The 13131-nt window shown below is 71.4% G+C and carries 12 protein-coding genes; 11 read left to right on the top strand and 1 reads right to left on the bottom strand.

Annotated elements, in window-relative coordinates; translation table 11 throughout:
* Positions 1-91: 91 nt before the first annotated feature.
* The gene (gene bldD / locus ACWER9_RS18835; protein ID WP_007458348.1) at positions 92-580 is read right to left on the bottom strand and encodes a transcriptional regulator BldD; all 489 of its coding nucleotides are present in this window, start codon (positions 578-580) and stop codon (positions 92-94) included.
* 288 nt (positions 581-868) lie between these two features.
* Here bldD and pyrR point away from each other — a divergent pair, with 288 nt between their 5' ends.
* From pyrR to rpoZ, 11 genes are all read left to right on the top strand, one after another.
* A complete protein-coding gene (gene pyrR, locus ACWER9_RS18830; protein WP_452303043.1) occupies positions 869-1453 on the top strand; it encodes a bifunctional pyr operon transcriptional regulator/uracil phosphoribosyltransferase PyrR in 585 nt (194 codons plus the stop codon).
* Positions 1450-2376: an aspartate carbamoyltransferase catalytic subunit gene (locus ACWER9_RS18825; protein ID WP_452303042.1), complete on the top strand. Its 927-nt coding sequence runs from the start codon at positions 1450-1452 to the stop codon at positions 2374-2376. Before pyrR ends, ACWER9_RS18825 begins: the two co-directional genes overlap by 4 nt.
* Positions 2373-3650 carry a dihydroorotase gene (locus ACWER9_RS18820; protein ID WP_452303041.1) on the top strand — a complete coding sequence of 426 codons (1278 nt, stop codon included), beginning with the start codon at positions 2373-2375 and terminating at the stop codon, positions 3648-3650. The genes ACWER9_RS18825 and ACWER9_RS18820 overlap by 4 nt, the downstream gene beginning before the upstream one ends.
* Positions 3647-4810 (top strand): glutamine-hydrolyzing carbamoyl-phosphate synthase small subunit, encoded by a 1164-nt coding sequence (gene carA, locus ACWER9_RS18815; protein WP_452303040.1) that lies wholly within the window; start codon positions 3647-3649, stop codon positions 4808-4810. The genes ACWER9_RS18820 and carA overlap by 4 nt, the downstream gene beginning before the upstream one ends.
* Positions 4803-8195, top strand: a complete 3393-nt coding sequence (gene carB / locus ACWER9_RS18810; RefSeq protein WP_452303039.1) for a carbamoyl-phosphate synthase large subunit — start codon at positions 4803-4805, stop codon at positions 8193-8195. The genes carA and carB overlap by 8 nt, the downstream gene beginning before the upstream one ends.
* A complete protein-coding gene (locus tag ACWER9_RS18805; RefSeq protein ID WP_452303038.1) occupies positions 8192-9250 on the top strand; it encodes a quinone-dependent dihydroorotate dehydrogenase in 1059 nt (352 codons plus the stop codon). The genes carB and ACWER9_RS18805 overlap by 4 nt, the downstream gene beginning before the upstream one ends.
* A gap of 313 nt (positions 9251-9563) precedes the next feature.
* A complete protein-coding gene (locus tag ACWER9_RS18800; protein ID WP_452303037.1) occupies positions 9564-10838 on the top strand; it encodes an adenosylmethionine--8-amino-7-oxononanoate transaminase in 1275 nt (424 codons plus the stop codon).
* 73 nt (positions 10839-10911) lie between these two features.
* Positions 10912-11748: an orotidine-5'-phosphate decarboxylase gene (gene pyrF / locus ACWER9_RS18795; RefSeq protein ID WP_452303036.1), complete on the top strand. Its 837-nt coding sequence runs from the start codon at positions 10912-10914 to the stop codon at positions 11746-11748.
* Positions 11749-11926: 178 nt separating this feature from the next.
* On the top strand, positions 11927-12244 hold the full coding sequence (mihF, locus tag ACWER9_RS18790; RefSeq protein WP_030335662.1) for an integration host factor, actinobacterial type: 318 nt from the start codon (positions 11927-11929) through the stop codon (positions 12242-12244).
* A 25-nt stretch (positions 12245-12269) separates the two neighbouring features.
* Positions 12270-12803, top strand: coding sequence for a guanylate kinase (locus ACWER9_RS18785; protein ID WP_452303035.1), 534 nt, complete (start codon positions 12270-12272; stop codon positions 12801-12803).
* A 64-nt stretch (positions 12804-12867) separates the two neighbouring features.
* The gene (gene rpoZ, locus ACWER9_RS18780) at positions 12868-13131 is read left to right on the top strand and encodes a DNA-directed RNA polymerase subunit omega (protein WP_030335666.1); all 264 of its coding nucleotides are present in this window, start codon (positions 12868-12870) and stop codon (positions 13129-13131) included.

Raw genomic sequence — 13131 nt, 5'->3', positions numbered from 1 at the left:
CCCCCGGTTTGGTTCCCCCGCACGTTGTCGGACCGTCGTCGCGATAACGCTGCGTACCCATAGAGTCACATCTTCGCGGTGCTGCGACAGCTCAGGAGGCGAAGAACGCCCGAGGGTCGGCCACCAGCACACCGTGCTCGGTGAGCCGCTCGATCAGACCCGACGGTGAGGCGTCGTAGACGATCGCGAGCGCCCGCAGGTCGTCGGCGCGGATGGAGAGCACCCGACCGTTGTAGTCGCCGCGCTGCTGCTGGATGGCGCGGGCGTAGCGGGCGACGTAGGCCAGGTCCTCGGAGGCCTCGTCGTAGAGCCGCTCCAGGTCCAGGACAATCTTGCTGGTGGGCTCGTGCCGGACACCACTGCCGTCAGGCAGCAGCTCCGAGACGGGTACGCGGTAGAACTCGGCCAGTTCGGCCAGACGGGACACCGTCACGGCCCGGTCGCCACGCTCGTACGAGCCGACCACCACGGCCTTCCACCGCCCGTTCGACTTCTCCTCCACCCCCTGCAGGGACAGACCCTGCTGTTGGCGGATGGAGCGCAGGCGGGCGCCCAGAGACTTGGCGTATTCAGAGGGCATTCGGACACTCCCAGTGCTGCTCGGGGTTCTCCCGTCGATCGCTACGGAGCGTGACGGTACGGGGAATGCGACACGTGGTCAAGTGGTCGTGACCCTACCGTTGAGGAGCCTCCGCGAAGTTATCCCCTATTCGGGTACCTGATCCGGTGGTCAGCGGCCGCCGTCCGGCACGCCGGTGACCACTGGTAACGTGGCGGAAGCCCCGGCCCAGGTCTGCTGAGCGGTCCGGCCGGAGGTGCCCGACATCCTTTAACGACCCGTCCCGTGAGGCGGGGAAGGAGGTCCGCCGTGGCGTACCCACCGGCTGCCCGTTCGTCACCACCGCGACAACCCTCGGTGAAGGTGATTCTCGCCAGCGCCGACGTGCAGCGCGTGGTCGACCGCATCGCTCACCAGATCTTGGAGAAGACCCAGGGCGCCGCCAACACGGTGTTTCTTGGGATTCCCACCCGGGGGACCCCGCTCGCCCGGCGGCTCGCTGACCGGATCAGCGCCTTCGAGGACGTCGTCGTCCCGGTCGGTGTGCTCGACATCACGCTCTACCGCGACGATCTCCGTCGGCACGCCACCCGCGCGGTGGGCCCGACCGAGTTGCCCCCGGGTGGCATCGACGGCAAGCGGGTCGTTCTCGTCGACGACGTGCTCTTCTCCGGCCGCACCGTCCGGGCCGCGCTGGACGCGCTCAACGACGTGGGGCGCCCGGCCTCGGTGCAGCTCGCCGTCCTGGTCGACCGGGGCCACCGCGAGCTGCCGATCCGCGCCGACTACGTCGGCAAGAACATCCCGACCTCGCTGGCCGAGAGCGTCAAGGTGACGCTCGCCGAGATCGACGGGACGGACGAGGTCAAGCTCTACGGGGGAGCCAGCTCATGATCAGACATCTGCTCTCCGGCGGCGACCTGGACGCCGACACCGCCACCGAGATCCTGGACACCGCCGCCGAGATGGCCACCGTCGCCGGTCGGGAGATCAAGAAGCTGCCGGCGCTGCGCGGCCGGACCGTGGTGAACCTCTTCTACGAGGACTCCACGCGTACCCGGATCTCCTTCGAGGCGGCGGCGAAACGGCTCAGCGCCGACGTGATCAACTTTTCCGCGAAGGGGTCCAGCGTCACCAAGGGCGAGAGCCTGAAGGACACCGCGTTGACCCTGCAGGCCATGGGCGCGGACGCCGTGGTCGTCCGCCACCCCGCCTCCGGTGCGCCGCACCGCCTGGCCAACTGGGTGGACGGGTCCGTGGTCAACGCCGGTGACGGCACCCACGAGCACCCCACCCAGGCGTTGCTCGACGCGTACACCATGCGGGCCCGGCTGGGTCGGCTCGCCGGCCTGTCGGTCGCGGTGGTCGGGGACGTGCTGCACTCCCGGGTCGCCCGCTCCAACGTGCTGCTGCTCTCCACCCTCGGCGCCAAGGTCACCCTGGTCGGTCCGCCGACCCTGATCCCGGTCGACATCGCGGGCGCTCTCGCTTCCGGCACCGACGTCTCCTACGACCTCGACGACGTCCTGCCGAACGTGGACGTGGTCATGATGCTGCGCGTGCAGCGGGAGCGGATGAACGACTCCTACTTCCCCTCCGCGCGCGAGTACGCCCGCCGCTACGGGCTGGACGCCCCGCGGATGCGCCGGCTGCCCGAACACGCGATCGTCATGCACCCCGGCCCGATGAACCGGGGGATGGAGATCACCCCCGAGGTCGCCGACTCACCCCGCTCCACAATCGTCGAACAGGTCACCAACGGGGTCTCCGTGCGGATGGCTGTCCTGTACCTGCTGCTCGGAGGGAACAACCGGTGACCGCGTACCTGATCACCAACGTGAGCGTCGTCGGCGCCGCGCCGACCGACCTGCTGATCCGCGACGGCGTGGTCGCCGAGGTCGGGCCCGGCCTGTCCGCGCCGGACGCCACAGTCGTCGACGGCACCGGCCTGGTCGCCCTGCCCGGCCTCGTCGACCTGCACACCCACCTGCGCGAACCCGGCCGGGAGGACGCCGAGACCGTCGAGTCCGGTTCCCGGGCGGCGGCGCTTGGCGGCTACACGGCGGTCTGCGCGATGGCCAACACCTCCCCGGTGGCGGACACCGCCGGTGTGGTCGAGCAGGTCTGGCGGCTCGGCCGGGAGGCCGGCCTGGTCGACGTGCAGCCGATCGGCGCGGTCACCGTCGGGCTGGCCGGCGAGCGGCTTGCCGAGCTGGGCGCGATGGCCGACTCGGCGGCCCGGGTGCGGATCTTCTCCGACGACGGGCACTGCGTCGCCGACCCGAAGCTGATGCGCCGGGCCCTGGAGTACGTCAAGGCGTTCGACGGGATCATCGCCCAGCACGCCGAGGAGCCCCGGCTCACCGAGGGCGCCCAGATGCACGAGGGCGAGGTCTCCACCCGGCTCGGCCTGATCGGTTGGCCGGCGGTCGCCGAGGAGGCGATCATCGCCCGGGACGTGCTGCTCGCCGAGCACGTGGGCAGCCGACTGCACGTCTGCCACGTCTCCACCGCCGGCAGCGTCGAGGTGCTGCGCCAGGCCAAGGCCCGCGGGGTACGCGTCACCGCCGAGGTGACCCCGCACCACCTGCTCCTCACCGACGAGCGTGCGGAGAGCTACGACCCGGTGTTCAAGGTCAACCCGCCGCTGCGGACGGCCGCCGACATCGCCGCGCTGCGCGCCGCCCTCGCCGACGGGGTGATCGACGTGATCGCCACCGACCACGCCCCGCACGCCGTGGAGGACAAGGAGTGCGAGTGGGCGTACGCCCGGCCGGGGATGCTCGGCCTGGAGACGGCGCTCTCCATCGCGCTGGACGTGCTCGGCCCCCAGTGGGACCTGATCGCCGAGCGGATGTCCCGCACCCCGGCACGGGTCGCCGGCCTCACCGGGCACGGTGTCGACCCCGCGCCGGGTGTGCCGGCCAACCTGACCCTGATCGACCCGGCCGCCCGCCGCACCATCGAGCCGACGGAGCTGGCCAGTCGTAGTCGCAACACCCCGTACGCCCGCATGACGCTGCCAGGTCGCATCGTGGCGACCTTCCTGCGCGGCGAGCCGACGGTCCTGGACGGAAAGGCTGTCAAGTGAGTAAGCGCAGACCCGCGATCCTCGTCCTCGAGGACGGGCGCACGTTCCCCGGTGAGGCGTACGGCAGCGTCGGAGAGACCTTCGGCGAGGCGGTCTTCAACACCGGCATGACCGGTTATCAGGAGACCCTGACCGACCCCTCCTACCACCGTCAGGTGGTGGTGCAGACCGCGCCGCACATCGGCAACACCGGCGTCAACGGCGAGGACGACGAGTCCGGCCGGATCTGGGTGGCCGGCTACGTCGTGCGTGACCCGGCCCGGGTCGGCTCGAACTGGCGGGCCACCGGTGGTCTCGAGGACCGCCTCGCCACCGAGGGTGTGGTGGGCATCAGCGGAGTGGACACCCGGGCGCTGACCCGGCACCTGCGTGAGCGGGGCGCCATGCGCGTCGGCATCTCCAGCATCGACAACGACCCGCAGAGCCTGCTGGCCCGGGTCCGCCAGGCCCCGCAGATGGTCGGCGCGGACCTGTCCGCCGAGGTGAGCACCGTCGAGCCGTACGTCGTCGAGGCCGTGGGCGAGCGCCGGTTCACGGTGGCCGCCCTGGACCTGGGCATCAAGCGCAACGTGCCGCGCCGGCTGGCCACCCGTGGGGTGACCACCCACGTACTGCCGGCGTCGTCGAGCATCGACCAGATGCTCGCCACCGGCGCCGACGCGATCTTCCTGTCGCCCGGTCCGGGCGACCCGGCCACCGCCGACGCCCCGGTGGCGCTGGCCCGGGAGGCGCTGCGCCGGGAGGTGCCGCTGTTCGGCATCTGCTTCGGCAGTCAGATCCTCGGTCGGGCGCTCGGCTTCGGCACCTACAAGCTGGGCTACGGCCACCGGGGGATCAACCAGCCGGTGCTCGACCGGGTCACCGGCAAGGTCGAGGTGACAAGCCACAACCATGGCTTCGCGGTCCAGGTGCCCGGTGCCGGCGTCGGCGCTGTCGTTCCCGACCAGATGATCGACACCGACTTCGGCGGCGTTCAGGTGTCGCACGTCTGCCTCAACGACAACGTGGTCGAGGGGCTGCGGGCGATCGACGTGCCCGCCTTCACCGTCCAGTACCACCCGGAGGCGGCGGCGGGCCCGCACGACGCGGACTACCTCTTCGACCGTTTCGCCGAGCTGATCGGCAGCCGGACCCACAGCAAGGGGCGCAGCAATGCCTAAGCGGACCGATCTCAAGCACATCCTCGTGATCGGCTCCGGGCCGATCGTCATCGGGCAGGCCTGCGAGTTCGACTACTCCGGCACCCAGGCCTGCCGGGTGCTGCGCAGCGAGGGGATCCGGGTCAGCCTGGTCAACTCCAACCCGGCGACGATCATGACGGACCCGGAGTTCGCCGACGCGACATACGTCGAGCCGATCACCCCGGAGTTCGTGGAGCTGGTCATCGCCAAGGAGCGCCCGGACGCGATCCTGGCGACCCTCGGCGGGCAGACCGCGCTGAACACGGCCGTCGCCCTGCACGAGGGCGGCGTCCTGGAGAAGTACGGCGTGGAGCTGATCGGCGCGAACATCGACGCCATCAACCGGGGCGAGGACCGGCAGCTGTTCAAGGAGATCGTGGCGAAGGCCGGCGTACGGCTGGGCGTCGACGACCCGACCGCCCTGGTGCCCCGCTCCCGGGTCTGCCACTCGATGGACGAGGTCGAGGCGACGGTCGCCGAGCTGGGCCTGCCGGTGGTGATCCGGCCGTCGTTCACCATGGGTGGTCTGGGCTCCGGCATGGCGCACACCCCGGAGGACCTGGCCCGCATCGCGGGCGACGGCCTGTCCGCCAGCCCGGTGCACGAGGTCCTCATCGAGGAGAGCGTGCTCGGCTGGAAGGAGTACGAGCTCGAGCTGATGCGCGACCGGCACGACAACGTGGTGGTGGTCTGCTCGATCGAGAACATCGACCCGATGGGTGTGCACACCGGCGACAGCGTCACCGTGGCGCCGGCCATGACGCTCACCGACCGGGAGTACCAGCGCCTGCGTGACCTGGGCATCGCCGTGCTCCGTGAGGTCGGGGTGGACACCGGTGGCTGCAACATCCAGTTCGCGGTCAACCCGGTCGACGGCCGGATCGTCGTGATCGAGATGAACCCCCGGGTGTCGCGGTCCTCGGCACTGGCCTCCAAGGCGACCGGCTTCCCGATCGCGAAGATCGCCGCGAAGCTGGCCATCGGTTACACCCTCGACGAGATCCCCAACGACATCACCCTGAAGACGCCGGCGGCGTTCGAGCCGACCCTCGACTACGTGGTGGTGAAGATCCCCCGGTTCGCGTTCGAGAAGTTCCCCGGCGCGGACCCGGAGCTGACCACCACCATGAAGTCGGTGGGTGAGGCGATGAGCCTCGGGCGCAACTTCACCGAGGCGCTGAACAAGGCGATGCGCTCGATGGAGACCCGATCATCTGGTTTCTGGACCACTCCAGACCCGGAGGGGGCCACCCGCTCGGACACCCTCGCCGCGTTGCGGATCCCGCACGACGGCCGGTTGTACACGGTGGAGCGGGCGCTGCGTCTCGGCGCGTCGATCGCCGAGGTCGCCGAGGCCTCCGGCGGGATCGACCCGTGGTTCCTGGACCAGATCGCCGCGCTGATCGAGCTGCGCGCGGAGATCGTGGACGCGCCGGTGCTCGACGCCGACCTGCTGCGCCGCGCCAAGCGGGCCGGTCTGTCCGACCGGCAACTCGCCGCGCTGCGCCCGGAGTTGGCGGCCGAGGACGGCGTACGCACCCTGCGGCACCGTCTCGACGTGCGTCCGGTCTACAAGACCGTGGACACCTGCGCCGCCGAGTTCGAGGCGACGACCCCGTACCACTACTCGACGTACGACCTGGAGACCGAGGTCGTGCCGTCGGACCGGCCGAAGGTGCTGATCCTGGGCTCCGGCCCGAACCGGATCGGGCAGGGCATCGAGTTCGACTACTCCTGCGTGCACGCGGTTCAGGCGCTGCGCAGCGCGCCGATCGGCGCAGCCGCTGCGTCCGGTTCCGGTGCCGCAGGCACCGGTTACGAGACCGTGATGGTCAACTGCAACCCGGAGACGGTGTCCACCGACTACGACACCGCCGACCGGCTCTACTTCGAGCCGCTGACCTTCGAGGACGTGCTGGAGGTCTGGCACTCCGAGGACTCGTCCGGCCGGGCGGCCGGCGGGCCGGGTGTGGTCGGGGTGGTCGTCCAGCTCGGCGGGCAGACCCCGCTGGGGCTGGCGCAGCGGCTCAAGAACGCCGGTGTGCCGATCGTCGGCACCTCCCCGGAGTCGATCCACCTGGCCGAGGAGCGCGGCGCGTTCGGCGCGGTGCTGGCCCGGGCCGGGCTGCGCGCGCCGGCGCACGGCATGGCCACCTCGTACGACGAGGCCAAGGGGATCGCCGACGAGATCGGCTACCCGGTGCTGGTCCGGCCGTCGTACGTGCTGGGCGGGCGGGGCATGGAGATCGTCTACGACGACCCGACGTTGCGCGACTACATCGGCCGGGCCACCGACATCTCCCCGGACCACCCGGTGCTTGTGGACCGGTTCCTCGACGACGCCATCGAGATCGACGTGGACGCGTTGTGCGACGCCGACGGTGAGGTCTACATCGGCGGCGTGATGGAGCACATCGAGGAGGCGGGCATCCACTCCGGAGACTCGTCCTGCGCGCTCCCGCCGATCACCCTCGCGGGCTCGCACCTGGCCGAGGTCCGCCGGTACACCGAGGCCATCGCCCGCGGCGTGGGCGTCCGCGGCCTGCTGAACGTGCAGTACGCCCTCAAGGACGACGTGCTCTACGTCCTGGAGGCCAACCCCCGGGCGTCGCGGACCGTACCGTTCGTCTCCAAGGCCACGGCGGTGCCGCTGGCGAAGGCGGCGGCCCGGATCGCGCTCGGGGCGAGCATCGCCGAGTTGCGCGCCGAGGGCCTGCTGCCGGCGACGGGGGACGGCGGCACGATGCCGGCCGACGTGCCGGTCGCGGTCAAGGAGGCGGTGCTGCCGTTCAAGCGCTTCCGGACGCGCGCGGGCAAGGGGATCGACTCCCTGCTCGGGCCGGAGATGAAGTCGACCGGCGAGGTGATGGGCATCGACACCAAGTTCGGTCACGCCTTCGCGAAGAGCCAGTCGGCCGCGTACGGGTCGCTGCCGACCGCCGGGAAGATCTTCGTCTCGGTCGCCAACCGGGACAAGCGCGGCATGGTCTTCCCGATCAAGCGGCTCGCCGACCTGGGCTTCGAGATCGTCGCCACCGCCGGCACGGCCGAGGTGCTGCGCCGGCACGGCATCGCCTGCGAGCAGGTCCGTAAGCACTACCAGGCCGGTGCGGGCGACGACGCGGTGTCGTTGATCGGCGGCGGCCACGTGGCGCTGGTGATCAACACGCCGCAGGGTTCGGGGGCCAGCGCCCGCTCCGACGGGTACGAGATCCGCAGCGCGGCCGTCACCGCGGACATCCCGTGCATCACCACGGTTCCCGGCGCGGCGGCGGCGGTGATGGGCATCGAGGCGCGGATTCGCGGCGACATGCAGGTGCGCCCGCTGCAGGACCTGCACGCCATCCTGCGGGCGGCCCAGTGACGCTGTTCGAGCAGGCGGTGCGGCCGTGGTTGTTCCGGCTCGGTGGCGGGGACGCCGAGGCGGCGCACGAGTGGACGCTGCGGCGGTTGGCCGCCCTGTCGCGGCGGCCGGCCGTGCTCGCCGCGTTGCGGGCCCGGTACGCGGTGAACGCGCCCCGGACGGTGTTCGGGGTGCGGTTCCCCAACCCGGTCGGGTTGGCCGCCGGCATGGACAAGGACGGCGCGGCGCTGCCGGCCTGGCCGGCGCTCGGCTTCGGTTTCGTGGAGGTCGGCACGGTCACCGCGCACGCCCAGCCCGGCAACCCCCGGCCACGGCTGTTCCGGCTGCCGGCAAGCGAGGCGGTGGTCAACCGGATGGGCTTCAACAACGCCGGGGCCGCCGCGTTGGCCGCCCGGCTGGCGGCGTTGCCGCGCCCGCTCGGGGTGCCGCTGGGCATCTCGCTGGGCAAGTCCAAGGTGACCCCGTTGGACGAGGCGGTGGAGGACTACCTCGCCTCGTACCGGGCGCTGCGTGGGCACGGCGACTACTTCGCGGTGAACGTGTCGTCGCCGAACACCCCGGGTCTGCGGTCGTTGCAGGACCGCGCCCACCTGGACGCGCTGCTCGGCGCGCTGGTGGGGGAGAAGCCGGTGCTGGTCAAGATCGCACCAGACCTGACCGAGGCGGCGATCGCCGAGCTGCTGGAGGTCTGCCTGGCCCGGGGCGCCGCCGGGGTGATCGCCACGAACACCACCCTGTCCCGGGAGGGGCTCGCCGGCGTCGACGTCGAGCGGGGCGCGCAGGCCGGTGGCCTCTCCGGTCGGCCGCTCACCGGGCGGGCCCGGGACGTGGTCGCGTTCGTGCACCGTGAGACCGGCGGCCGGCTGCCCATCGTCGGCGTCGGCGGGATTCTGGAGCCGGACGACGCGGCACGGATGTTCGACGCCGGCGCCGCCCTGGTGCAGCTCTACACCGGATTCATCTACCGGGGCCCGGCCCTGGTCCGGGCCGCCGTCCGCGCGACCGCCGGGTCCGCGCCCCCGTCGGCGGCACCGGACCCCGTCGCCGGCCGGTGACCGTTCCCCGCCTGGTGCTGGCCCGGCGCAACCGGGTGCCGAGCCCGCTCGGCGCCAGGGGGCCCACGCCCGTTGTTGCCCCTTTGCTCTGCACCCGTGAACGCACCACCAGGAGCGCGACGCCCGACCGCCGGGTGTCGCGTCCGCGGGTGCAGAGCAAAGGCAGGCGAAGTGGAAGTGGGGGCGGGCTGGACGGCCGTAGCGGGCCGGACGGCGGCGGCGGGCCAGACCGCGGCGGGATCGACGGCGGCGCGGCCGGGCCGGGCCGTGGGACGTCCGCCGTCCGGACCGTTCGAGGCACAGAGGAGTACGCGTGACACCTGAGGAGATCCTGGCCGCCGACCGGGCCCACGTCTGGCACCCGTATGGCGCGCTGCCGCCGGCGACCTCGCCGTATCTCGTGCGCAGCGCCGAGGGGGTGCGGCTCACCCTCGCCGACGGCCGGGAGTTGGTGGACGGGATGTCGTCCTGGTGGGCGGCGATCCACGGGTACCGGCACCCGGTGCTGGACGCGGCGGTGACCGACCAGCTCGGCCGGATGAGCCACGTGATGTTCGGCGGGCTCACCCACGAGCCGGCCGTGCAGCTCGCCCGGACCCTCGTGGAGCTGACCCCGGACGGGCTGGAGCACGTGTTCCTGGCCGACTCCGGCTCGGTAAGCGTCGAGGTGGCGGTGAAGATGTGCCTGCAGTACCAGCGGGCCGTCGGACAACCGCAGCGACGGCGGTTGGCGACCTGGCGGGGTGGCTACCACGGGGACACGTTCCACCCGATGAGCGTCTGCGACCCGGAGGGTGGGATGCACCACCTGTGGGGCGACGTGCTGCCCCGGCAGGTGTTCGCCCCGGTCCCGCCGGGCGGCTTCACCGACCCGCCCGACGACGCGTACGTGGCGGCGCTGGTGGAGACGGTCGAACGGTACGCCGGCGAGTTGGCCGCCGTGATCGTCGAGCCGGTCGTCCAGGGCGCCGGCGGGATGCGCTTCCACCACCCGGGCTACCTGCGGGTGCTGCGCGAGGTGACGCGCGCGCACGGGATCCTGCTGATCTTCGACGAGATCGCCACCGGGTTCGGCCGTACCGGCGAGATGTTCGCCGCCGAGCACGCCCAGGTGACGCCGGACGTGCTGTGCGTGGGCAAGGCGCTGACCGGTGGGTACCTGACTCTCGCGGCGACCCTGTGCACCCCGGAGGTCGCCCGGGGCATCTCGGCGACCGGCGTGCTGGCGCACGGGCCCACGTTCATGGGTAACCCCCTGGCCTGTGCGGTGGCGAACGCCTCCATCGGGCTGCTGCGGGCCGGAGACTGGGCCGGCCAGGTCGCCAGGGTCGGTGTGGGCCTGCGCGCCGGCCTCGAGCCCTTGCGTGGCATGCCCGGCGTGGCCGACGTCCGGGTGCTCGGCGCGATCGGCGTGGTCCAGCTCGACCACGAGGTCGACCTCGCCGCGGCCACCGCGGCCGCCGTCGACCAGGGGGTGTGGCTGCGCCCGTTCCGCGACCTGATCTACACGATGCCGCCGTACGTCACCGACGACGCCGACCTGGCCCGGATCGCGAGCGGGGTGGCGGCGGCGGTGGCGGCCGGCTGAGTCGGCCCGGTCACCGGGTCGACGGGTTACCCGGGCGGGGGAGCCGCCCGGGCGAGAAGAGGGGAACACTCCGATGGAGAGCTTCGGTACCCGGCTGCACCGGGCCATCACCGAACGGGGCCCGCTCTGTGTGGGCATCGACCCGCATCCCGGTCTGCTGGCCCAGTGGGGCCTCCCGGACGACGTTCAGGGGCTCGAGCGGTTCAGCCGAACCGTCGTGGAAGCCCTCGGTGACCGGGTTGCGGTAGTCAAGCCTCAGTCGGCCTTTTTCGAGCGTTTCGGATCCCGAGGTGTGGCGATTCTTGAGTCAACTATCCGACAGTTACGGGATGCTGGCTCGCTCGTTCTGCTCGACGTCAAGCGCGGCGACATCGGCTCGACGGTGAGCGCGTACGCCGCCGCGTACCTCGATCCATCCAGCCCCGTGTATGTCGACGCGATCACCGCGAGCCCCTACCTCGGGGTCGGTTCGCTGGCGCCGATGTTCGAGCTGGCCGCCGAGCACGGCGGCGGGGTTTTCGTGCTGGCCCTCACCTCCAACCCCGAGGGCGCGGCCGTGCAACGGGCCGTCACGGCCGACGGCCGTAGCGTGGCGCAGACCGTGATCGACGAGATTTCCCAGCTCAACAGGGGTGCGTCCCCGCTCGGGAGCTTCGGTCTGGTGGTCGGCGCGACCATCGGTGACACCGGTCACGACCTCTCCGGTGTGGGTGGGGCACTGCTCGCTCCGGGGCTCGGCGCGCAGGGTGCCGGGGCAGCCGATCTGCGGACGGTCTTCGGTTCGAGTCTCGCCTCGGTGCTCCCCTCGTACTCCCGGGAAGTGCTCTCGGCTGGCCCCGATGTGGCCGCGCTGCGGGCCGCCGCGGACCGCGTGCTTGTCGACTGCCGGGCCGTTCTGCCTGCCCGGTGACTGACTGACGGGTCGGTCACTCTACGGTGATCATGCGGCCCCCACGTTGCCGAAAGCTCCGTTGGCCGCTAGTTTTCCCCGCGCTGGGAACCATGGACCCCTTGGTTCACAGCGACACCACGTTTCACAGATGCGGTGGTGCGCCCCGCCCGCCGCGATAGGGACCTGAGGAGAACTGGTGCCGCTCCCGTCACTGACCCCCGAACAACGCGCTGCCGCGCTCGAGAAGGCCGCGGAGATCCGCAAGGCCCGTGCTCAGCTGAAGGAGCAGCTCAAGCAGGGCAAGACCACCCTCGGTGCTGTCCTCGAGCGGGCCGAGAGCGACGATGTCGTCGGCAAGCTCAAGGTGTCGGCCGTCCTGCAGGCCATGCCGGGTATCGGCAAGATCCGGGCTACCCAGATCATGGAGAAGCTCAAGATCGCCGACAGCCGTCGCCTGCGTGGCCTCGGCGAGCAGCAGCGCAAGGCACTGCTTGGAGAGTTCGCCGCCAACTGAACCTGGCAGCGTGTAGAAACAAGCAGTGAGCACGGATGACGAGGCGCGCCCGGCGGCTCGGCTCACTGTCCTAGCTGGACCTTCGGGTTCCGGCAGGGAGAGTGTCGTCGAGCTTGTCCGGGCGCGTTCTCCGTCCGTGTGGGTCCCGGTCGCGGCAACCACCAGGCCGCGCCGGGAGTCGGAGATCGACGGGGTGGACCGCGTCTTCCTCGCCCCCGCCGAGTTCGATCGCCGGATCGTCGACGGCGAGCTGCTGGAGTGGTCCCGGATCGGTTCGCACCGCCGGGGCACCCCGTACCCGCCGCTTCGCGCCCGGCTCGACGCCGGGCAGCCGGTCCTGCTCCCGCTCGACCTGCGCGGCGCCGTACTGGTCCGGGCGCGCCGGCCCGATGTCCGGCTGGTGCTGCTGAGCCCACCCGGGTACGCGCCCGACGCCGCGGTGGCTGCCATCGCCGAACACGCGTTGACCCACGACCACACCGAACGGGTGGTCGACGAGCTGGTAGGCTTACTCGGTTCTTCTTATCCGGATCCGGCCTGGTCACGTGTGCGTGGCTGACGGTCGGGCACCGTTGAGACTCAGCACCGCGTCCGCGCGGCTCGAAAGACGCAGAGGTTAATTCGTGGGATCCATCGCCAACCCCGAAGGCATCACCAACCCGCCGATCGACGAGCTCCTCGAGAAGACGACGTCGAAGTACGCGCTGGTCATCTTCGCGGCCAAGCGCGCACGCCAGGTCAACGCCTACTACAGCCAGCTCGGTGAGGGCCTGCTGGAGTACGTCGGCCCGCTCGTCGAGACCACCCCGCAGGAGAAGCCCCTCTCGATCGCCATGCGTGAGATCAACTCGGGCCTGCTCACCGCCGAGCCGACCGACCAGCCGTAA

It is taken from the genome of Micromonospora sp. NPDC003944 (assembly GCF_053605225.1).
This window is presented reverse-complemented; position numbering and strand designations above follow the sequence as displayed.